The following is a 23,470-nucleotide window of genomic DNA, read 5'->3' on the forward strand; positions in this document are numbered from 1 at the left end:
ACAGCCCCATCAGTGAGAATAAGCTCCTACTGCTGGAGGATTTTTATGGAAATGGATGTGGATGTGGGTTAAGATCATCAAATGATAATGGCTGTTTTGTATACCCAAGCTCCATGGGCACTTTCAAGACTCTTTTTAATCCCGTTAAACGAGTAAGTTGGTATCCAAATGTCATTGGTAGCATCCCTGGAATTAGCACTTTCACACAGTGTAATCCATTACGAGCGATTTCTGGCGTTGTTTGATTGACAACAATGACGTCAAGATTTCGTCTGTGAAGTACTTCAAGCATATCTTTTAAGTCATCGGTTAAGTCCGCATGTTTGACTCGTTCTTTAAATTCTTCATTAAACTTTCGAAGTGGACGTGTATCATCCAATAAAAACTGGAAACGCTCCTCTGCTTCCTGTAAACCGTATAACATCGAATGATCATCCATTTGTTTTACTAAGTACGGATCGGAGAGCATTTTCTTATATTTCTCTTTGTGTTTCTCAAATTTCGGATCAAGTGTTAACATCATTCCCGCCAATTCATACACAGCACTCTTAATCGCACGAATTGGATCTAGATGAGCTCCTGAAGCACAAAGAAGGTTCATACCGTGTTCTTTTCTATTTTTCGCTATAACCCAAACGCTTGGAATTCCATGCTCCATCGTTGAGTTGAAAATGTGTAAATCATAACCTGCTACTGCTTTCACACGATGAATCATTAATTGTAATTCTTCGTCGTGAATAGAAGAAAGATCAAGATGCGGTAGAGGAAGTTGTGCATACCAGGTTAACAAAAATGAATCCCGTTCAATTACTTCTAGCATGCCGTGAAAAATGGCTTCTTCTAAGCTGCCACCTAGTGCACAACCATTAGAGGTTTCATAAACAAACCCTTCACTATTTAAGCTGTAATAAGCAAGACGTTCCGGAACCAAAATCGGTTGCTCTTGTAAAAATGAATAGCCCCAAACCCAGTTCATTGGACGATTTGGGTGAAATAATTTGAATGGGAAATTAGGCTGCATATATTTTTCTTTGGCGTGTATACCTACGTCAAGAGGATTAAGTGCTTGATCAGCTAAGTTATAAAAGGTGTCATGAATAACAGTTTGTTTTCCCTGAGGTTCGAGACCACAGTATCTCTCTAGCCCTTCTAAAATAGCAGTTAACTCACTTTCCTCATAAGAATGGGTTCGTCCTGCTGTTCCTTCATCTCCAAAGATAAATGGAAGATTTACACTTACATCCGCAAAAGGTGGTGTCATATCATATGCCTTATCATTTAAAAAACCAGTTTGATGATCTAAGTAATCTTTGACTAACACTGTACTCAGTTCAGACATGGAACGACAGCGAAAAGTGTTCATATGAAGCTTCTTACTTGGTTGCAATGAAATTTCAGCTAGTGCTGAGGAATCGTTTGGTAATGAGCTACAAACAGGACAAAGCGGATGAGGAAGGAAGAAATGATAAGAACTTTTTAATGTTTTTAGGTTAACGAAAAGCATATGTTCTTCTAACAGGCTGCTATCACCTTGCATGATACAATGCACTTCTTTTACAAGATGATGCATCAGCTGTAATAAACCGTTATTCGATGCCGAAATGTCACGTTGCATTTCTTGTTTGTATGCTAGGATTTGTTGTATGTTCCACATTTCTTTTGAATCATTTCCTGCTAATATACGCCGAGTATCTGCACATTGAGAACACCCTGGTATACCTGGACGTACAAAAGGACCGATAATAGCTTCTCCAAATGAAACAAAAGCTCGTAACCAAGGAATCCGAATGGTTTCTGCTTGTTTATGAATAGAAGGATTCCAATTGTCATGTAATACGAGAACTAAATCTGTTTCTTTTGGTATTAGTTTTTCAAAATCGGTATATTGATTGACTTTATATTGTGAGGATAGTTCTTTATACACGTAATCTGCCAATAATCCCTCGCCCACAATTACAACAGCACTCAACTGGATTCCTCCTTTCTTATCAATACACCTACTATGTCTGTTGAATTTTCTTTCCAGACCTCTTCTAATTGTATCTCTAATACTACAAGCTGTTGTCTATTTTCTATTAAGAGTTGTTCGGCGGATTGTAAAACCTCTAATTCTGTAATGCTTGCACTAGACGGAATGATTACATGTAGTGGCTCTTTTTCTTGTAATACAACTGACGAAATTTCTCTTGCTTGTGATGCAGAAGAATCAACTTGATTTTGCACGTCTGAAAGTGCTTGTTGTAAAGCTCTTCGTAATGCGAAAGTGATATTTAAATCTACACTTCCATACCAGTGATTATTCGTACCTACCCACATTACAGGAAAACCTAATATTGTTTTTCCCACGCCAATTATTGGTGTTTCTTGCATCGTAGCAAGAGATTGTAAATAAAAAAGGCAATGTTCATCTTCTATGCTATCTAACTGTATTTGAGAAACAGGGATTTGTTTGTTCATCTGATTCTTACTAAATTCTTCATGTAAACACTTTTGTAATCCCCGGCAAATACTTTCTGTCATCGTTGTACCTACACCAATTCCTATAAAGTGTTCTGAAATATTCTCTCGTTCTGGAATCTGTGAAAAGAGTAAGTCAGCCATTCGTGATACGTAGGATTCGATTCCAGATAAGCCAGCTTCATATCGCGCCTCCATATGTGTTAAACCCATACTTATCATGCTCGGTAACAATTCAGTTGGTCCATCTGATAAGGGATCAACTGCTTGCATACGACACTGTGCTAAAGGAAGTTGTTTTAAGTCTCCTTCTTCCCAAACATGAAAAATTCCAGCTTCCTTGGAAATTAAATGATGTAAGTTAAGAATAGGTGGATTCGATTCACTTTTATTAGAACTTTGTTCGTTTTTTGCGCTGATGTCTTGCAACCATTCGATATTTATATTTCCTCTTACTAAAGGATGAGGCAAAAAAGAATGCCAGTTTCCTTCTAACGTTTCTAAATTGAGCAAGAAAAATTGATTTGTGTCTGTGGGTTTCGTAACTCCTGTAACCTTTTTGAATAATTCAAACACGGCTACATTTGCTAGCATAGCTTCAGCTGTAGAAGAAGGTGTATGTTCTAGGAGATTTTCAGGAAATACGGATTTGTGTATGCGACGCCAAGCTGATTCCCAACAAGCATCACTGTCTGGATGTACGAGTGGTCCAGTTAATCCGATTCCTTGTATGCTTATAGCAGGAAGGAACATCTTTTTTTCTTCTTTACAAATTTTATGAAAAATTTTGAGTTCCTCTATATCTTCTTTTTGAGAAACATACACAATTGCGTCAAATGGTTGTATAGCCTTTTTTAGAAGAGCTATATTTTCTTTTTGATAAAAAATTTCTTCAACGGATACTTCTGCATCTGTTTGTTGTGCATGGTTAATAAATTCATGTATTCGTTTTTTATTGGTGGCTTCTGTATTCGTAATCATCATATGAAACTGAGGTAATCCGGATTCAAGTAACGTAGAAACGAGGGAAAGAAAAAAAGAATCTGATCCTATAGCTAGCACTTTGCATTGACGATAGGATTGAAAATGATACGCACCAGAATGACCGAAGCTATCTAAAAATTCAATTTGAGAAGCAAATTTTTGAAGAATTGCTTTTGATAATTCATGTGGACGATCTTGACTTATATCTACTGCAAACTCATTTTGATATAGTATTTCTGCTATTTCATAGACTCGTCTTTTATATGGATCAGGTAACCCATCTGTCAAATGCCCTAACGTATATTCGCCATTGAACATAGGAAACAACTTTTCAATCCATTGATTAATAGATTTCCCTTCCATTTGAAACGAGCTTGTGTTATTTCGAAAATACACATTTCCTTTTTGATCAGGTAGAAAAAAAGTATCTTTTTTCATTTTCAAACGTGTAGAAGTGTTTAAGCTTGGCATGTTACTCCTCCTTACCCCTTCATTTACTTAAATAGGTATAATAACTTCCATCATAACGATTGTATGCCTTCTGTTTTTTTCTTATGTCTAACGGCAAGGAAGAAAGTTTTTTATAATAAGAAAAGAAAAGTGTTTCTACAATCAAAATCACGTAGGAACACTTTTCTTTTGCGAATAAGCGATCAACTCCATAAAAGGGAATTAAATGAACCACCAGAAGCAACTGAAACAACTGAAACATCCACCACATCCACCACATCCGCCGCAACGGCCAAATCCGCCGCAACGGCCAAAACCACCACATCCACCACATCGACCGCATCCACCGCAACGACGTGCATCATCTTCCATGGCATAGTATGGGGAGATGTTTTGGTGATCCCAATACACGACATTCCCAGATTGATAATCATTCAGGTTTAAGGATTGTAATTCTTGTTGAAATTCATTCATTTTTATAACCTCCGTATATAAAGTGAAATTTCCATTGACTGATGGTTAGTTGAACTAACCGGTCTCTAACGAACAGTTATTCCAAACATTCTCTAAATTCCACTGTCCGTAAGAGCTTGATAACAATAGCAAATAACAACTTATAAGAAATAGAACTATAAACCAATTCCGATGCGTACAACAACAAAATATGACCTTTCTTTAGGTGATGTACCTTGTTCGGATGCCTATTTTAAATGAATATATAATTTCACAAGCCATTTATGTAAACTGAAAAAACATATAAATCATAACTCTCCAATTCTATTTGCAATCTTATTTATACCAGCCTGATTATTTAACAAAAAAGAGACTTCTATATGAGTAGAAATCTCTTTTTTGTTAAATATGACTTGTAGGCCGAGTGAACCATATAACACTGGTACGATTTGTAACTCTTTATTGAAGACATGTGCTACTTCGATGAATTTTGTATATAGTTGATGTTCATTTATTTCCAAGTGGATACTCTCCAAAGTTATTACATTTGGCCAAAATAGTCATTTACTAGTGGATAACATAATTTGATTCCTCACTTGTTTTTCAATAATCATTAAACAAATAACTGAAATACCTGTTCATCATCATATACTTGACCAAGATCCGTAAAACCACAGTTTTCATATAATGTTCTAGCCGTTTTGTTTTCTTTATGAACTGTTAAGCGAACTTCTTTGCACTGAGAAAACTTATTTGTAATCCAATGAATCATTTCCGCTAAAGCGGCCTTTCCATATCCTTTGCCTTGATATCTTTCATCGATTATAAATCCGTTAATCCAGTACATATTCGAAGTACCTTTTTCAAAAGCGTGCATAATGAATCCAACCATTTTGTCTTTGTCATAAATAGCAAACGGAATATACTCAACATTGTCACCATCTGGCTTTATATATACTTTCGCAAGTGATGTAGCTACTGTTGGAACGAATCTATTTTGTTTTTCTGATACTTTTAATTTCAGGGCTTCTTCCCAATTTTCTCTAGTAACAATTTTTAATTGTATGTTCATCATGCTTTACTCCTTATCGAATGAAAGTTTAATATAAAACATCCCATTTACCTCTTTTTTATATTCAGCAGCGTATAGGAATTTCCTTTAATTTTTAAACTTATTTCAGATTAACTTCCATGCAAAAAAGAGTATGGAATCCCCTACTCTTTTTTGTATAACTTTATCAAGTTTACTAGGGAAACAAAGCCGATTTTCCAGTTTACACGTTTGTGAGTGTTTTATAGTAGATAGGAGTAACGGCTCATTACATATTTGTTCTTATAATTTCATTTTGTTTTTTACCTATTTTTATATTCGTAAGTATAACACCAATTATTGTAATCACTCCGCCTGTTATAGATAGCAAAGTTGGTACCTCACCAAGCCAGATCCAGGCAATGACGAATGCAAATGCTGGTGTTAAATAAAGTGAACTTGTTGCTTCAGATGCTCCTACATGAGATGTTATGTATGCTAAAGCTATATACGGAAGTACAGTTGGAAATAGACCTAAATATACAACACTTAGAGTTACTTCAAGTGGAGCTGCTGTCATTTCCTGACCAAGTCCAGGAAGAAAGACTAACATAAATAGAGTGCCTGCCCATAATGTATATGCTGTAAAAGTAAGAAATCCATATTTTTTTAAATATGACTTTTGAAAAACAAAGAATATACTTTCTGAAAATGCTGCAAGGAGTATAAATAGCACGCCATAATTGAATTGTAGTGTGTCTCCAGTACCTAGTGATATGAATACGATCCCTATAAAACTAACACTCCCTCCTATCCATCCCCATAGTTTCAATCGTTCCTGAAAAAATATAAAAGCAAGAATTGCAGTAAAGATAGGAGTGATTGATACAATAAGGCTTGCTGATCCTGCATTAACACTTTTCTCTCCATAATTTAAGGCGATATGATAAACAGTAAAACCTAAACCTCCTAGCAGCAAGATTGCTGGTATATCACTTAGTTCTGGTGTACGCATACCACTTATGAACGCAAAAATGAGTAGAGCCAATGAGGCTAACAGCATCCGTAATAGAGTAAGATGTTCAGGAGATTTCACCTTTGTACCAGATGCGAAATCAGTATAATAAATTTCATATGGAGCATTACCAGTTACACCAAATGCACCTTATTCACTGTAAATCGTTTTATTCAAAATCCTTCTCACAAATTCTGTTTTCGCATCACAATAATTTTCTATATCAAAACGATACATTTCAGCCAATCGATATTTCAATTCCTCATATTCTTTACGCGCAGTTTCATTAGCAGATAGATAATCACGTAAAGCAATATGCTCTAAATAGCCTTTACCATCTTTCGGACAAACATAAAGATGATACTTCATGAAACCATCTACATAAATTCTTTGAAATGCTTCACGTCCTTCAACACCCAAATTCCCTTGATGTTGATAGCCTTCTTTAGCTAACCGTTCTATTATATGAGGGAAAATATCATAACTATCTATAACTACATCAAGATCAATAATCGGTTTTGCTGCTAAGCCTTCAACAGAAGTACTTCCAACATGCTCTACTTTTAAAATTAAATCACCTATATAACCATGTATCATCTTTTTAATTTTTTTAAATTCCTTTTTCCATTCAGGGTTATACGGAATTATTTCTGTAACTCTTGTTTGATCAGTCATAATTATAATTCCTCCTTTCATAACGACCATATAAAGACTGTATTGTCCTTTCAAAAGCATCAAAATCATGAACTTCCATCACAATATCTAAATCAAAACTAGTGGTATCTACCTCTATTGGAATCGTTCCACAGAGTACTGGATTATAGGACTCTAAATCATTCATAATTTCAAGTTTGTGAATTATTTCAAACACTATCCGCTGTTTCGTACTTACAGATTGTAAATACGATAAAGATGTAAACATTGTATTCCCCACCTTTACAAATAAAGAAGAATCTCTATTTATTGTTCAATAGAGATTCTCTTCAAATCATTTGCTTTTTTAACATCCCTTCTAAATCAGAACTGTTACAGAGCCACCATAGAGCCAAAAACTTTGGATATGCAACCTACGAACATAGTTCATAAAAAAAAGAGGCTAGGCCAACCAATTTTTTTTTTACAAGTTCCCACTTCAAAATGTGTTAGCGTTTAAATGAAGGCTCGATAACCATGTAACGAATATAAGTCTATCATTTCATTATACTTTACCTTTCATTGGCGACAGTAGGTGAAAGGTTTGAAATCACATCTTGCAATCGATCCGGGTAATTTGTAAACATACCTGTCACACCCCAATCAATCAACCTTTTCATATCTTCTTTTTTATCAACTGTAAATGGATGAATCACTAGTCCCTGTTCACGTACTTTTTGAACATATGCTGCGTCAATATATTTATAGTTCATACCAAGACCAATACAGTAGGATTTATATTCTTCTAATTCTGAATGTGTTACAGACGCTTTGTTTTGATAAGCTAACAGCTGTATAAGTGGAATGTTTGAATTAAGACTATGAATCTTTTTTAAGCTTTCCTTACTAAATGACTGGATGATAACTTTTCCTTTTACAACCGTAGGATCTGTTAGCTGATAGTGATTGAGTATTTCTAACAGCTTTTCTTCCATTCCAGGATACTCTTCCGGTGATTTCGTTTCAATATAATAACGAGCATTCAGTCCAAATGTTTGAATCACTTCTTCAAGTGTCGGTACCTTAGTATTCTTAAACTCATCCTTTGCTAAGTTTGGATACTTTTTATTAAAAGAAATTCCAGCATCAAGCTTTTTTATTTCTTCTAATGTATAGTCTTTGATGGGACCATATCCATTTGTCGTTCGATTTAACGTTTCATCATGCATGGCAATCAACTGTCCATCTTTTGTCATTTGAAGGTCAATTTCGATATAATCCCCTTTTAGCTGTTGACCAAGTTCGTAAGCAGTAATCGTATGTTCTGGAGCATAAGCAGATGCTCCTCTATGAGCGATTGTTATAATGTTTTCCGCCTGATTACTAGCTTTTGTATACTTCGTTTCTATTGTTTGCTGAAATATGGTAATGCTTATTCCTATAAAAATACATATAGTTGTAACGATAAATAATTTTTTCATACTTTTTTAAGCTCCTAATCTAACTCTCTATTACTTATAGATTATAAGGTAGAATTTAAGCGCATATAAACATATCATTAAGAATTTATAACAAAACAATGCAGTCTACAAAATTAGTATAGACTGCATTCTATATGTTCTATTAGTTTATTCGCTTCTGTACTTCACTTACTCCCTTAATTGGTAAACATGCACCTACCACTGCAACCACGGCACAGCCGATAAACATAAAAGATAGCCCATAGCCAGCGACCAAGGATAGCGTACCAAAAACAATTAAATCTAAAACGGAATCTACAACAGATAATAATGAAATCGTCGTTGCACGTACATGCGACGGAATAATATCATTACTGAGTTGTGAATAAATTGGATATCTTATAGCGCCTACGAATCGCAATATGATAAACGCGCCTAAAACAATCCATAATGTGTCTCCAAAACATGCTGATAATAATAAACCGCCGACAGCCAAGGCTCCAGAAATGTTCATCAGTAATATGCGAGAGAATTTTTTCGTTAACCATCCTATAGAAATTGATGCAAAATAACCACCTATTGCTGCCAACGCATACAAGATACCAATTGCAAATACAGGCATCCCCGCATTTTTTAAGAGTAGTTGGTCATAGTTATTAAAAACTGCACTCGCTGGAATAAATACAAGTGATACATTTAAAAACATAACAAGTAATTGCGGTGCTTTTCGGATTACTTGTATCCCTTCTATCACTTGTGAATAAGACGCTTCGCTATATGCAAAGACTGCTGAGGGATTCTTTATGAACAGGAGCAAAATTAATTCCACTAAGTGAAAAAGAAGTCCTAATGAAATTAATAATGTAAATTGTTCTTCCTTTAAGTCTTTAGCTAAATAAGAGCCGATAATAACAGCAATTAACATAGAAATAAAGCCTGCTGATTGGATTTTCCCCATCGCTTTATCCATAAGATGATGTTCGCCAGTTTCTTTTAATGATTCATAAATTAAAGCTTCATCAGCACCAGAGAAAAATGTAACTGATAAGCCATTTAGTAGGCTATATAAACAAAAAATCCATATATTGTCTGCGAAGAATAAAACAGAAATGCTTGCGATCTTTATGAAAGCACCTGTTAAAAATGAGATTTTCACCCCATACCGATCGGCAAAAACGCCTGCCGGTACTTCTCCAATCAGAACGGCTCCACTCCAGCACATTAATACAATGAAAATATTTGAGGTAGTTAATCCTCTTTCCACATAAAATAATGTCATAACTGCCTGTAAGAAACTAATTGTTCCAAAAAAATGCACCCAAAATAAAATAGAAATATTATGAGATGCAATCGTATGTTTTTTCAAACGTTCTCCTACTTTCCATCGTTCGTATTTTTCGTACTCGGAAGCAGGAGTGTTATGCTAGCTTAGTTGCTATTCACTCCTCTTCCTTTGTTTGGGAATGTTTTTAGCGTTTTTGACATGTTAATTCCTCCTTAAAAATAATTAAAATAATCATAACAAATATTCTTAATATTAACAAAATAATCTTATAATCCCGATAAGATTGTCGTAATGAGAAAAGTGGTATATAATAAGCAATAACATTACTAGTAATTATTTTAGGTATTCCTAGAATAAAGGAGCGATACATATGAAAATTACTATTTATTTCGGAAGTCATGAAGATCAAGATGTACGTACAATGGACTGTCATTTAGATGTAGAAGATGCAGAAGAACTTGGCTCTGTTTCTTAATATAAATTATTAATAAATCGGGTTGATTTCTCTTCCCTATCTTCTTGAAGACACCTTATAAAAGGTGTCTTTTTTATTGTTTTTTCGAGATAAATCCTTTACTTTAGGGCTATTGCGTAGTAAAATATAAATATACGAACAAATGTTCTTTTATTATTTTTGATTGGTATTTGAAAGGATGGTTTTACAATGGCTCAAAACAAACGCAGAGGAAGAAAAAAGCATACACCTACAATTTCAAATACAGGCTTTATCGGTTCTGTGTTTATTGATACATTGGAACTGCAAAAGAAATCTTATTATTTCGCTCGTAAAAAGCTACAAATTGTCCACCATGTATTAGATGGCCTTTCTGGCGCTACAAGTTCCTTATTCTCAGAACATAATATAGCCGCACATATGTCATGTGTGTATTTACATAAACAGAAGAAAATCGGGTTTGTCCTCTCAACAAAACCATTTGAACAAGCAGATGGCGTTGCTTATTTTAAAAATTACTTAATTGAAAAGAATTTCTACCATGATCATGATACAGAATATCAAGAAGTTTTTAATACGGGTTTTATCGGTGTTGTCTTCGCGGATTTATCTAGCATTGACCGTTTTAACTTTGATTTTGAAATGAGTATGTTATCGAAATTGATGAAAGATATGATTATTCCGGTGAAAGAACTCTTTTTACGTCATAATATCCCGGCTTATATCTCTACTTCTCATTTAGAAGAACAAAATAAATTAGGTTTTGTGTTGTCAGTGAAACCTTATGATGAACGTGCAGAAGCTGATTTGTACTTTGAGATGTATTTGAAAGAACGCGGTTTATTTATCGGGGATGAAGAAGAAGATATTGATAAAATTGTCATTCGAAAAAAAGTTGAAATGCTATAGAAAAAATGCAGGATACATTGCTATCCTGCATTTTTTATTTAAAGGTTTCATTGTCTAATATAACAACATAATCATTTGTCATATTAGCAGCCTCTTTTGTATAATCAACCAGTCGTTTTATATTATCACAGCAAAGCTTTGCTCCGAATACTAATAACGGTACACCAATAAAATCAATATGTAACCTTCTTGAAAATAAACCACCAAGTGTCATAGGGAGCGGAACTGTTGGGGACGTATTTGAAAAAATGATTTTTTCATTTCTTTGATACTGATGTTGAAGGATTTCTCCTAAGTTTTTCATAGCTGGTACGACTACTTTTGATGCCCCGTGCCCTACTGTGTATACTGGATTTCCTCCCTCGTCTCGTCCATGAAAAATAATTTTCCCCATATCAGAAGTTTTGAGTTTATTGAAATAGTCCACATTTAATATTTCTTCTTTTGTTAATTTTCGATCGGTCGGTAGTTTGTTTAAATGGTATGCTGCCGCTAATGAAGTCGTATGTGTTCCGCCAAAATCCGTGTATATATAAATCATCGTATCATCCCTTGTCTTTTTTGTTCAATGTTTATTAGTATCACCATTTCATTGTTTACTAATCAAAGTAACTTCCAATTAAATGTTGGTAATAGTAATATATATTCATTTCTTTATATACAATGCATACAAAATTAGATATGTTTTCCTGATGATAAAAGAAGAGTCAAACAAAAAAACGCCATTCTTTTGTATAATTCAACAAAAAATAGCGTTTTTCTTGTTGATGAGAAATGATTTCCCATCAATCTGATAGTGATATTGACACAAATTATTTTTAACTGGATAATGATAAATTAATCCTATTATATTGAAAGAGGATAAAATTTAACTGTCTCTTATTTATTTTGCCGCTTGAACAGATACCGGTTTCCAGCCCTTATTTTCTACCCAATCAATATGTACTGTATACTTTTTATTATTTTGCTTATCCCGTACATTACCGTAGGCTTTATTAGTCCCATTATTCCCAATAAAATCATAAATTAGTTGGCTTTCAGGAACATCCACCGCATAGGAAATTGCTTTTTTCATCTCACTCCAATCTGTTGTTCCTTCTTTAAATTTCATTTCAGGCTTTGCACCTTGTTCTGTACCAATTGGCTTCCATGAAGGATTCGTTTGAGTATTCTTTCCTGTATCTTCCGTATTTTCTTCCTTTTTATTTTCATTATTGTTTGTTTTTACTACTTCTGATTTGTTCTCCTGCTCTTCTAATTTTGTTCCGTCAGTCTCTTGTTTCTTTTGTTCTTGTATCTTTTGTTCTTGTATCTTTTGTTCTTGTATCTTTTGTTCTTGTATCTTTTGTTCTTGTATCTTTGCCGCTTCAGTCTCTTGTTTTTTTTGCTCTTCTAACCCTGTTGTCTCTGTTTTTTTATTTTTCTGCTCTTCTAATTTTGTTCCGTCAGTCTTTTCGTTATGATTTCCTTCCGATTTTGTCGTTTTTTTATCTTTAGATGCTAATTGAGACACCTTTATTTCTTGAGAACTCTCTTTTCCTTTTGTATTAGAAGTAAAAAATAGCTGATATGATATCATACTAACTGTCAATAATACAAAACTAAATCCAATATTGACTATACTGCGTTGACGACGCATTTGTTGTTTTTCTTGAAATCTATTTTCTTTTTCCATTCTTAAAACCTCCATGTGGATTTTTACATTGAACCTGTATATATCTTTTCTATAAACTCTAACTTCTGAATTAAATAATATAAAAATTAGGACTTAGGGTTCTACTCGGAAACACTTCACATATGTACGGTCTTTATTACCCTCCTTCATTTCCTAGATAAATCTATATTTTAGAAATATTTTATTTGTCTAAAATACTTGTATTAATAGGCATACTTTTCTATGTTACATTTTAATATTTAGAATTTCAATAATTAATTTGTATATTTTTAAGGGAATTAGCTGAGATGCGTGTAAAAATGGGCCATAGTCTAGTTTTTATTTCCAATATATATATTTTGGGGGACGGAAACGATTAGAGGAATGAGGGGAGATTCTGGCGTTTTATTACAAATAAAAGAGTAGAATTAACTTCTACTCTTTAGTAAATGATTGTAATGTTGTATTCCTTTGATTATTGAACGTAGAAAAAGACGTGCAATCTTAGCAGCACATCTTTTTTATTTTTCTACAATGAAGTTGTTTCACGCTTATTGCACAAACCTATGCTCATAACAAAAGTATTCATGGTTTCATATAGTTATACCAACAGATTATCTTCTATTACTTTCGTGATGTCTTTTGGACCAAGTCCTGTATTTGAAGGGATAACCAATTTAATTCCCAATGCAGGATATACGGATGAGCAAAAACTGACACCAGGATCATATCCCATAACGTGGTATTTGAAGATTTCTTTATTTCTTGTGCTTATCCATATTCCATAACCGTAATAATCATCATCTTTTACACAGATGTGTGGATGTAAAAGTATATTCGTATATTCTTCACTTAATAGTTTATGGCTAAATAGCCCGTCCCAAACTTTCATCATATCTTGTGCTGTGACAAATGCACCTCCATCAGCCCCACCTTTAATAGGTATGGAATATACATTCGTTCTCCAGGTTTGATTCCCTTCATTGTCTATATATCCATAAGCTGTATTTTGAGGAAGATTATCTAAAAAAAAGTATCCCGAATTTACCATGCCTATTGGTTTAAATACATGTGACTCTATATAATCTGTAAAACTAAGACCTGTATGCTGTTCTATGATTAATCCTAATACGATGAAACCTGCATTGTTATAATGAAATTTCCCCCCTGGTGCAAACATCATTTTACTGTTTTGAAATAAAGGTAAAAAGTCTTGTAAACTCTTTAAAAGATACATCGGTGTTTTTTTCCAAAGGTCTTCAAAATCATCCATGATGCTTTCATCAAAATAGTCCGGGATTCCAGAGCTATGTGTTAAAAGATGATGAATCGTTATGCTGTCATCAAAATTTGGGAATTCGATATCCAAACAGTCTTGTAGCCGAGTATTAAAAGATAATATGCCTTTTTCAACAAGCTGACAGATTCCAATCGCTGTAAATAATTTGCAACCGGATGCGATTCCAAATCGTGTATGAATATTATTTAACAGTTCTTCAGTTCTATTTGCGTACCCAAATGCTGATTCGAAAACAACTTCATTGCTGTCTTTCATCAATACTACACCTGAAAATTCTATCTTGCTGCTGATTTCTTTCACAATCTTGCTAATTTCTTTTCTCGTTTTTAACATGACATCATCCCCAGTTTTGTTTTTACAGAAAATTACATAACTTATACGTTTCTATATCGAAATGCAAACACCTTTATTTTTTTACTGTTCTTGACTCTATCCGTACATTTAATAAAGTTTTATAAAAATTTTATATTTCTTGTGAATCTACTATTACAGTTGAATAAAACTTCGCCTTCGATGGTAGTAAATTGAATGCACATAACACAATGGTTATTAGCATCATTGCCAATGCCCCTACAATAACAACAATTTGAATCGAGATCATTTGTGCCGCCACTCCAAAAATAATCGTTGCTATAATGGTTAAAATAGCCTCGAATAATTTATATACGCTCCCAACTCTCCCCATCACATCCACAGGAATATTGTTTTGGTAAAAGGTATAAAAACCTGTATTTGCAAAAGCAAGAGAGAAAGATAGAATAAAGAAGCCTGTAGCTGCCATGTAAAAGGTATTTGAAAAAGCATAAATCATATAACCTATTGAAATGAATAAAGATCCAATGCCAATTAAAAAAGAAGTCGCTAATTTTTTCGTGAAAATGGTATTAACAAGAGCTCCAACAACAATACCAGCTCCAGCAACACTTACAAGAAATCCATATTTACTATCTGATAAAGAGAGCACTTCTTTAGAAAAAGATAATTCAAGTGAGTCCATAGCTGTTGCTAATACCATCATTCCACTAAATAAAAAATAAATTAAAGCGATATACCCATATCGGCGACTAAAGTTAAAAACAATCCTCCAATCTTTTTCCAATAGATCAAGAGAAAGCTTGTTATTCGGTATATCCGTGAAACTTTGTTTTTCAAGGTTAGGCATAAGCATTGTTACGATTCCTGATAAAAACAAAGCAATAGCATTCATGTTTATCGCAAAATTTGGTGTTCCTATTATTAATAGTGTCCCTGCTATAGCTGGACCAATCAAGAAAGTACCTGAGCCAATTAAACTACGAAGTGAGTTAAAGCGTTGTCTTTGTGCAGATGGAATTAATTTTGTCATATACGTCATAGATGTCGGTTCATACATAGAACTAGCCATACTAATGAAAAAGACAAGCATGTAGATTAACCAAATAGAAGATAGAAATGGTAAAACAGCAATTAATATTGCCCGGCATATATCGAGATTAACCATTAAATTCCGTTTATTCAAACGGTCTATCATACTCCCTGCCCAAATATTTGTAAATAAGGTAGCCAACGGTTTAATTACATACAGAGCGGCTACTGCTAAAGGTGATCCACCCATGTTATATACCATTACATTAAGCGCAATTAAATAAATCCAAGCACCAAGATTTGCAACACCAATTCCGAACAATAGAAGAGCTGGATATTTCCAAGATTCTAATCTCTTTTTTACTTTCATTTGGTTTTCCCCTTTCATATTCTCGAAATTCTTAAGCACATTTATTTAAATTCTCTTTTTATACAACAAAAAAATCCCACCCCCAAGACTTAAAGTCTTAGGGACGAGATTTATCATCGCGGTGCCACCCTAGTTTATTAATATGTCACCATATTAACCTTATCAGGTACGGCATTACAATGAATGCTTATACCCTAGCTCTATAACGGGAGCTCCCGTCACACCATCCTCTTCTAAAAGGTTCCGATGTGATGCTCAGAGGCTTGGTTCAATAAAGAATTCTTGCTCCTTTTCAGCTACTGAAGCTCTCTGTAAAGAATTCATTTTATCTACTCTTCTCTTCATCGCATATGATTTTTTATATGTTATCATTGATTCCTATTATTGTAAATGTAATTAATTGCAATTTAAAGAAAAATTAGTTTTTTAAATTAAAATACGCTCACCTTTGTGAAAATTTTATATTTAGTAACCACTTTAATAGAAAATACATGAAATTATGTAAAACCTTAGGCTCATTTGCTTTATTACATTGAAATGAAAATTCATGTAAACTTATCGATATATTTTTTGATTTTTTAAATAATTACGGTATGTGAAATTAGCTATGTGTAGCTGGTTATAAAAAAGAACCTACGTTAAATCATAGGCTCTTCGCGGATAATGCATCGTATTCATCTAAGCTGTATGATTATACTTCGATAACAAAGGAATTCGTTTCGATACCAATGCGTAAATTCGAAATACAATTCGTGTTAGTGGTTCTAATTTATTTGTACATTGCATAACTAAACCGCATGTTATAAATGAAAGGAGCGCCCCACCGATTATATCTGCCGGATAATGGACACCAACGTAAATACGTGAAATCCCGACTAAAACAGCCCAAAGTAACGCGATATATTTTAATCGTTCGCCTCTCAATAACAGTGTAAATGCGATTGAAAATACGAGTACAGAATGATCACTTACAAATGATGAATCTGCTGCATGTGGTACTAATTGATGAACATGATAAGTTACAAATGGTCGTGCATGGTAATATACTGCATGAATCAAAACATTTAAAAGTAATGCACCCCCAATTGTAAGAACAGTGTATAAAACGGTGTATTGTTTTCGAATAGCTACTTCTTTTTTAGCGTTACTAAACCATAAAATAAGCATGAAAAGAATCGCTACATATGGTGCACTATTTGTAATTGTAATCATCAGCTTATCTAGAAATATAGAGGATCCTGCCAAACCGTTAATCCATTGAAATACTGTGTAGTTCATATTCATTCTCTCCTTATTTTCATTACATATGTGTGAAATGAGATGAAAATATTATCCTTTCATCGTTATACACCCTTTTATCTGTACTTGAAATATAAGTACAAGTTCTTTCGCTTTACACAGTATACAACAGTAATATGAGAAGTCCCTTAAACTTTTCTCATCTGTTTTTCATTTTCTTTTACAGCTATACTACATTCTTTATCCTATTTTGAGTCAAAAAACACATATAACACCGCTCAAAACAAAGAGCGGTGTTATACAATAGGTATTTTCATTTTTTATCGCATGATGTTATACATAACAAATTAGTAGCAATAAAGTTATTAAAAAATAATATTTCTATTCTATGTAAAGACCGATATTTCCAAATTGTTCGCCTTGATTCATTCTATTTAAAGCTTGAGCTGTTTCAGATAACGGATAAACTTTATCGATAACTGGTTTAATTGCATGCTGCTCCATAAAATGAATCATTTTATTAAATTCTTCACGACTGCCCATTGATGTCCCGAGAATACTAATTTGTTGATAAAAGAGAGCACGTAAAGGTAGTTCAATCGTACTTCCCGAACTTGCTCCAAAATTTACGATACGGCCATTCGGATTTAATATATCAAAATACTTCATGAACGTTGCAGGACCGATACTATCGAGAATGATATCGGCCCTTTCTCCCTGCATAATTTCCTCCCAATTACCATGACTATCAAACGCTCCATCAGCTCCGTATTTTATTGCTGTTTTTCTTTTCTCTTCCATTCGTGATGTAACACTTACTTTTGCACCGATTGCTTTCGCAAAAAATAAAGCATAAGTTGCTACGCCTCCGCCAATTCCAGGGATTAGAATATGTTCGCCCTTCTTCAGCTGTCCTTTCGTAAAAAGAGCTCTATAAGCTGTAAGAGCTGATAATGACAAAACACCTGCTTCTTCCCATGAAAGATAAGACGGCTTTTTCACTACATTTTTTGCTGGAACTATTACATATTCTGAGAATGTACCGTCTGATGGACCACCTAAAACTTGAGGAATCACCGGAAGATCATGTGCGAACTCCCAGTCAATACTTGGATTTATAATGACCTCTGAATTGATAGTAACGTTTGAAACACCTTCACCTACTTCTTCTATTATGCCTGCACCATCAGATCCAGGAATGAAAGTTGGATCTTCCTCCTTTCTATTATTCATAATAAATAAGTCACGATGATTTAATCCTGCGACTTTTAATTTCACCTTCACTTCACCATAACCAGGACTTTTGCTCGATACCTCTTCATATTTCAGTCCTTTTATACCCCTTTTACCATGATGTACGATTGCTTTCATAACATCGCCTCCTTATGATTCTAATGTACTAGAAATATCGAAATTTATAAAATAATTTGTCTTGTTGAAATATATAAATAAAAGCAGGAGATACAATTTGTACCTCCCGCTTTTATTTATCCCGCTATTTGCGGGCAGTAATACCCCAACTGATCAAAGCTTCACTTTATGTGAAACACAAGGAAATGATATCATAACTGCTGTACCTTCTTTTTCTTCACTTTCTAACATAATGTTGCCATTATATTTTTCTACAAGCCGTTTTGCGATGGAAAGTCCAAGTCCATTTCCTCCCTGTTTACGACTTCTTGCTTTATCTACTCTATAAAAACGATTCAATACATATGGTAAATCTGATTCTGGTATTCCGACACCATGATCTATTATGCGAATCATAATGTTTTCCTTTTGTATATGTGTTTGTATACAAATGTATTTGTCATTTTCTTTTGCATATTTAATTGCGTTATCAAGTAGGATCATAATAATTTGCTCTAAGTAAGACGCCGGTATAGAAACATACGCCTCTTCAGCATATAGTTGCATATCAAATTGAAATTCAGTTTGAAGAACTTCAAAGTTTTGGATTACTTGTTTTAACGCTGTATTTACATGAACCGGCTCAGTAGCTAGTGGATTCATTTGTTCAGATTCTGCCCGGGATAACTCTAATAATTCTGAGACTAACTCATTCAATCTATCCACCTCTTTCAAACTAGATTGAAGTGATTTTTGTAGAACAGCTGGATCATCCTTACCCCATCTGTTTAGCATAGATAAATGCCCTTGAATGATTGTAAGTGGTGTTCGAAGCTCATGTGATGCATCTTCAACAAACTGCTTTTGCTGGGAAAAAGATGTTTCTACATCATCCATTAACTCATTAAAAAGGATACCTAGTTTTGCAAGCTCATCATTATTTTCTCGTATTGGAACTCTTTCTTTTAACCCATTTTTTTTAATTCGATTCATCGTATCTGTTACATTCTGTACGCTCGATAGAAGTTGTTTGGCAATGATTGTTCCTCCTAAAAAGCTAAGCACAAGTCCACCAATTCCTGCCGCTATCATCACAACAAAGATAATTTTCAACAAATAATCGAACGTTTCCAAATTTTGACCAATTTCAATCGTTCCTGTAAAGGTTTTTGTTTGAATCGGCATTCGTTCAACTAAGATTCTATCTTCTAAATGTCTCTTTATGTCAGTTTCAGGTTGAGTGACATGCTTAGGAGAAGCCCACTTTGGATTAAAATCACGAGAAACTGAGACAATTGGTTTTCCATCTTTATCTAAAATTCGAATGAGTTGATGCTTATCATTCATATTATTAAGAAAATCTTTACTGTTTTCAAAAGTTTGTTTTGAAATATTTTCATTTTTATCATGAAAATATGCCACAATTTCTTTTGCTTGTCTGTTTATTTGTTTCTTTTCATAGTTAACTGTCCATTGATTAATCACAGCAAACTGTAAAATATTATATAAAGCGAATAATATAAATAATAACGTAGTTGACCAAAGCGTTAACTTCCATTTTATCGGAAGGTTTCGAATGCGATGTGCTATTTTTCTGATCATCTCATTACATATCCAACACCTCTAACGGTTTGAATATAATCCTCCTTATCTACACCGTGTAACTTATTTCGTAAATAACGAACATACACATCAACAATATTTGTTTCAACAATTGCATCGTATCCCCATACTTGCTCTAATAGTATATCTCGTGTGAGTACTCGGTTAATATTTCTCATAAACATTAGTAATAACTCAAATTCTGTGTTCGTTAATTCAATGATTTCCTCATCTTTTTTAAGTGTTCTTGATTCTACATGTAGCTGTAAATTTTTAAAAGTAAGCAAAAGTGTCGACTGATGTTCCTCTTTCTGTTCCCGTCTAAATATAACACGCATTCGTGCGAGTAGTTCTTCAATTGCAAACGGCTTTGGTAAATAATCATCAGCGCCACTGTCTAACCCTGTAACCCGATCCATAATACTATCGCGAGCTGTTAACATAATGATCGGTGTATTCTTTGTCACACGCAATCTACGACATACTTCAATTCCATTCAGTCCCGGTAACATTAAATCAAGGAGTATAATATCATAGTTCTTCTCACGAGCCGCTTCTAATCCTGTTCGCCCATCATATTGAACTTCTACTGTATATCCTTCATACTTTAATTCTAACTCTAAAAATTCAGCTAAGCTTTCTTCATCTTCTATTATTAATATATGATGCAATAATAATTCCCCCTATACCATCAGATGAATTATCAATCCTAATCCGAATAGAATCGCAATCATTTGATGAATTTTTCGATAGGATACCGATTTTTTTTGACTTTTAAACATTTGCAAAAGAATTCCAGCAACAGCTAACAATAATAAGCACACGAAAGTGAAAATACCGCTGTAAATACGAATGATAGGATGGCTTCCTTTTATGAAAAAGTAAATTCCATGTGTTGTTGTAACTGCCAGTACAGCGTATCCGATAAACGTATGATATTTTTTCAATACCATATACAATTCTTTCAAATACTTTGATCCGATTCTTTTATTTTTGTGCACATATAGCCAAGTATGACGTAAAAACCAAAGTGTTGCCGCTGCAATTGATCCATATTCACCAAGAGATCCTAAATCTTTATTGAGACTTTTCAATCCAATTTGGTCTCCTACCATAAAATTCACTAGTAATATTGTAACACTAAATGCAATTATACAAGCCCAAACTGTCTTTATACATACATGGAACACTTGATTTCCAGTCGTCTTCTCCATTTTGCATCTCTCTTTCTGTTTCTAAACATCAATGTATTTCAAATTGTAGCAATCAAAAAGAAAAAAAGAATGAAAGAAAGATTAAAATGAGATGAGAAATTATATATTCAAACAAAAAAGAAATAATGAGTGATCAAAGTCTCTTTTTTATTTGGTTGAATCCTGTTGTGATAATGCAATGATTTGTTGAATAAAAGGTGCCTTTTCATTTGTATACGCCACTCGATCAAATGGATATTTCGCGGCAAGCACTTGTTTTAATTGTCTATATTTTATCTGTGCCCATTCATTTGTTTTTATATAATCGCGAAATAATAAGTTGTTATTCCACTCTTCACTATTATAAATATAAACATGTAAATGATGGGTACCTGCTCTCCATTTCCCTTTTCTAAAAAAGCGTCGATTTGGTATATTTTTATGAAATACATGTTCATAACCTATCTTTTGTAACGGTTCAAGCCATTGTTCAACTTGTTTTAAGTCATCTACACCAATCATCATGTCGATAAGTGGTTTTGCTCCTAAACCTTCGACTGATGTACTTCCGATATGTTCAATTGCCACGATATCATTATTGAATAATGACATAAATTTCTCTTTCTCTTGAATGAATTCCGTATGCCAATTTGGATTATATGGTTCAATAATTATTTGTTTATCCATGTGTCTCTCCTTTTATCATTGAAAAATATATATCTATTTTACCGTTAACAGGTAATCTGTTTGACCAACTTTGTTAACATGTACAATTAATAGGTAGTCAACAGAAGGCGCATATAAATCTAAAGGGTTACTAGTTGCATGCAACACGCTAAGCAATTTTCTACATAAAGAGAGCCGTTTTTTCTACTCTAAGAAAAAACAGCTCTCTCATTATATATTAGCAACACTTTCTGGACTTCTATTTTATTTAATGTTCTTTATCTTTTCGAGACCATATCACAACAGGAATGAGCAATAAGGCTAAAGCCCCTCCAGCTAATGATAATGATGTATAACTTGAATTAGCTACCACCATGCCGGACATTGCTCCACCAGAAGCCCCTGCCAACGCAATAAAAACATCTACTTTCCCTTGTGTCTTTGCCCGTGTCGAAGGTTCTGTTGAATCAACAATTTGAGCAGTACCACTTATTAAACCAAAATTCCACCCTAATCCAAGTAAAGAAAGAGCAACGACCAGGAGTACTAAAGAATCGCTTGGTGCAATGGCAGCTAACACACCCGCAATAAGTAGTATAGCTCCGGACGCAATGCTCATTGCCGTTCGACCAAGCTTATCAACAAGGATTCCTGTAACGAGTGATGGAAGATACATTGCACCTACATGAAACCCGATGACAAGACCCACTTCACTTAATCCATGACCATGGTGTTCCATATGTACTGGAGTCATAGTCATAATAGCAACCATGACAACTTGAGTAAGTATCATAACGATTGCCCCAACTGTAACGCCTCTTTTATTTGTTATTGATTTCGTAGATATTGAATGCTCTTTATATTTATGTTCCTGTTTATATGTTTCTATCGTATTCGCTATAATTAATGGATCTGGACGAAGCATAACGAAAAGTACGAGACCTGCTAAAAAAAATGCGGCTCCTGATAATATGAACGGACCAGCAAGTTTAGGAATACCAATAGAAAGAGCAAAACTCCCCATTGTACCCACTAAGTTTGGTCCTGCAACCGCACCAAAGGTCGTCATAACCATTGTAATACTAATAGCAGTTGCCCGCTGCTTCTTATTCGCTAAGTCCGTACCGGCATAACGAGCTTGTAAATTTGTAGCTGTACCCGCACCATAAATCAGTAAGGAAGCAAGTAAGAGAATAATACTATTTGTTAAAGCGGCAATTACCACACCAATAGACCCAAGCCCTCCTACCATAAATCCTGTCGCGAGTCCTATCCGACGTCCATAACTTTGAGAAAGCCTTCCTACTATTAAAGCGGCTCCTGCAGACCCCATTGTAAATATAGCAGTTGGCAATCCTGCGAATGCATCTGTTCCAAGCATTTGCTGTGCAAGAAGTGCACCTACCGTAATTCCAGCAGCTAACCCCGCACCACCAAACATTTGTGAAATACTTACGATTACTAACGTCCGTTTATATAACATTTTTCGTTCTTCTACTGTATACATATGACTCCTTATTGAATCATCAGCTTTATCAAGCATTTTCACACCTTCTTTATGAAAAATTTCCTCTTTTTTAAATGTACTATGATTAATGTTTCGTATTCAATAGTTTTTCCAT

The 23,470-nt window shown here is 34.1% G+C and carries 21 protein-coding genes, 2 pseudogenes and 1 other annotated feature; of the genes and pseudogenes, 1 reads left to right on the forward strand and 22 read right to left on the reverse strand.

Translation table 11 applies throughout. The features are described from left to right. Positions 1-43 precede the first annotated feature (43 nt). The 10 genes and pseudogenes from QUF99_RS16400 to QUF99_RS16445 form a co-directional block, all read right to left on the reverse strand. Positions 44-1,969, reverse strand: coding sequence for a TOMM precursor leader peptide-binding protein (locus QUF99_RS16400; RefSeq protein ID WP_289371338.1), 1,926 nt, complete (start codon positions 1,967-1,969; stop codon positions 44-46). Continuing rightward, positions 1,966-3,912 carry a putative thiazole-containing bacteriocin maturation protein gene (locus QUF99_RS16405; protein ID WP_289371339.1) on the reverse strand — a complete coding sequence of 649 codons (1,947 nt, stop codon included), beginning with the start codon at positions 3,910-3,912 and terminating at the stop codon, positions 1,966-1,968. Before QUF99_RS16405 ends, QUF99_RS16400 begins: the two co-directional genes overlap by 4 nt. A 201-nt stretch (positions 3,913-4,113) precedes the next feature. Beyond that, positions 4,114-4,365 carry a heterocycloanthracin/sonorensin family bacteriocin gene (locus QUF99_RS16410; RefSeq protein ID WP_289371341.1) on the reverse strand — a complete coding sequence of 84 codons (252 nt, stop codon included), beginning with the start codon at positions 4,363-4,365 and terminating at the stop codon, positions 4,114-4,116. A 287-nt stretch (positions 4,366-4,652) separates the two neighbouring features. After that, positions 4,653-4,865, reverse strand: coding sequence for a hypothetical protein (locus QUF99_RS16415; protein WP_289371343.1), 213 nt, complete (start codon positions 4,863-4,865; stop codon positions 4,653-4,655). A 92-nt stretch (positions 4,866-4,957) separates the two neighbouring features. Beyond that, positions 4,958-5,416 carry a GNAT family N-acetyltransferase gene (locus QUF99_RS16420; RefSeq protein WP_289371344.1) on the reverse strand — a complete coding sequence of 153 codons (459 nt, stop codon included), beginning with the start codon at positions 5,414-5,416 and terminating at the stop codon, positions 4,958-4,960. Positions 5,417-5,663: 247 nt separating this feature from the next. After that, positions 5,664-6,479 (reverse strand): annotated as a pseudogene (locus tag QUF99_RS16425) (DMT family transporter); the annotation flags it as partial. A gap of 60 nt (positions 6,480-6,539) precedes the next feature. Then, entirely contained in the window at positions 6,540-7,064 is a 525-nt protein-coding gene (locus QUF99_RS16430; RefSeq protein ID WP_289371346.1) for a GrpB family protein, read from the reverse strand. 16 nt (positions 7,065-7,080) lie between these two features. After that, positions 7,081-7,311 (reverse strand): annotated as a pseudogene (locus QUF99_RS16435) (DUF4269 domain-containing protein); the annotation flags it as partial. 283 nt (positions 7,312-7,594) lie between these two features. Further along, positions 7,595-8,503 carry a glycerophosphodiester phosphodiesterase gene (locus QUF99_RS16440; RefSeq protein ID WP_289371347.1) on the reverse strand — a complete coding sequence of 303 codons (909 nt, stop codon included), beginning with the start codon at positions 8,501-8,503 and terminating at the stop codon, positions 7,595-7,597. A 142-nt stretch (positions 8,504-8,645) separates the two neighbouring features. Further along, complete coding sequence (locus tag QUF99_RS16445; protein WP_289371348.1) at positions 8,646-9,848, reverse strand: MFS transporter; 1,203 nt, start codon at positions 9,846-9,848, stop codon at positions 8,646-8,648. Positions 9,849-10,431: 583 nt separating this feature from the next. On the opposite strand from QUF99_RS16445, the gene QUF99_RS16450 reads away from it, so the two are divergent. Then, a complete protein-coding gene (locus QUF99_RS16450) occupies positions 10,432-11,130 on the forward strand; it encodes a hypothetical protein (protein WP_289371349.1) in 699 nt (232 codons plus the stop codon). A gap of 34 nt (positions 11,131-11,164) precedes the next feature. Here the strand turns inward: QUF99_RS16450 and QUF99_RS16455 are convergent, their stop codons facing one another. The 12 genes from QUF99_RS16455 to QUF99_RS16505 form a co-directional block, all read right to left on the reverse strand. Next, positions 11,165-11,671, reverse strand: coding sequence for a DUF3189 family protein (locus tag QUF99_RS16455; protein WP_289371350.1), 507 nt, complete (start codon positions 11,669-11,671; stop codon positions 11,165-11,167). A gap of 342 nt (positions 11,672-12,013) precedes the next feature. Next, positions 12,014-12,805, reverse strand: coding sequence for a YrrS family protein (locus QUF99_RS16460; protein WP_289371351.1), 792 nt, complete (start codon positions 12,803-12,805; stop codon positions 12,014-12,016). Positions 12,806-13,385: 580 nt separating this feature from the next. Then, positions 13,386-14,417, reverse strand: coding sequence for a serine hydrolase domain-containing protein (locus QUF99_RS16465; RefSeq protein WP_289371352.1), 1,032 nt, complete (start codon positions 14,415-14,417; stop codon positions 13,386-13,388). Positions 14,418-14,547: 130 nt separating this feature from the next. Further along, positions 14,548-15,798 carry an MFS transporter gene (locus tag QUF99_RS16470; protein ID WP_289371353.1) on the reverse strand — a complete coding sequence of 417 codons (1,251 nt, stop codon included), beginning with the start codon at positions 15,796-15,798 and terminating at the stop codon, positions 14,548-14,550. A 96-nt stretch (positions 15,799-15,894) separates the two neighbouring features. Then, positions 15,895-16,152 (reverse strand) — a binding site (T-box leader). Between the two features lie 324 nt (positions 16,153-16,476). Next, positions 16,477-17,076, reverse strand: a complete 600-nt coding sequence (locus QUF99_RS16475; RefSeq protein ID WP_289371355.1) for an undecaprenyl-diphosphatase — start codon at positions 17,074-17,076, stop codon at positions 16,477-16,479. 342 nt (positions 17,077-17,418) lie between these two features. Then, positions 17,419-18,408 (reverse strand): zinc-binding dehydrogenase, encoded by a 990-nt coding sequence (locus tag QUF99_RS16480; RefSeq protein ID WP_289371357.1) that lies wholly within the window; start codon positions 18,406-18,408, stop codon positions 17,419-17,421. A 153-nt stretch (positions 18,409-18,561) separates the two neighbouring features. Continuing rightward, positions 18,562-19,989, reverse strand: coding sequence for a HAMP domain-containing sensor histidine kinase (locus QUF99_RS16485; protein WP_289371359.1), 1,428 nt, complete (start codon positions 19,987-19,989; stop codon positions 18,562-18,564). Next, on the reverse strand, positions 19,986-20,660 hold the full coding sequence (locus QUF99_RS16490) for a response regulator transcription factor (RefSeq protein ID WP_289371360.1): 675 nt from the start codon (positions 20,658-20,660) through the stop codon (positions 19,986-19,988). Before QUF99_RS16490 ends, QUF99_RS16485 begins: the two co-directional genes overlap by 4 nt. Before the next feature lie 12 nt (positions 20,661-20,672). After that, on the reverse strand, positions 20,673-21,203 hold the full coding sequence (locus QUF99_RS16495; RefSeq protein ID WP_289371361.1) for a hypothetical protein: 531 nt from the start codon (positions 21,201-21,203) through the stop codon (positions 20,673-20,675). A gap of 147 nt (positions 21,204-21,350) precedes the next feature. Next, positions 21,351-21,869 carry a GrpB family protein gene (locus QUF99_RS16500; protein WP_289371363.1) on the reverse strand — a complete coding sequence of 173 codons (519 nt, stop codon included), beginning with the start codon at positions 21,867-21,869 and terminating at the stop codon, positions 21,351-21,353. Positions 21,870-21,902: 33 nt separating this feature from the next. Continuing rightward, a complete protein-coding gene (locus QUF99_RS28570) occupies positions 21,903-22,016 on the reverse strand; it encodes a DUF3238 domain-containing protein (protein ID WP_353958402.1) in 114 nt (37 codons plus the stop codon). A 100-nt stretch (positions 22,017-22,116) separates the two neighbouring features. Next, the gene (locus QUF99_RS16505; RefSeq protein WP_289371365.1) at positions 22,117-23,391 is read right to left on the reverse strand and encodes an MFS transporter; all 1,275 of its coding nucleotides are present in this window, start codon (positions 23,389-23,391) and stop codon (positions 22,117-22,119) included. Between the last annotated feature and the right edge of the window lie 79 nt (positions 23,392-23,470).

The sequence above is a fragment of the Bacillus sp. DX4.1 genome (assembly GCF_030348195.1).
Classification (GTDB): domain Bacteria; phylum Bacillota; class Bacilli; order Bacillales; family Bacillaceae_G; genus Bacillus_A.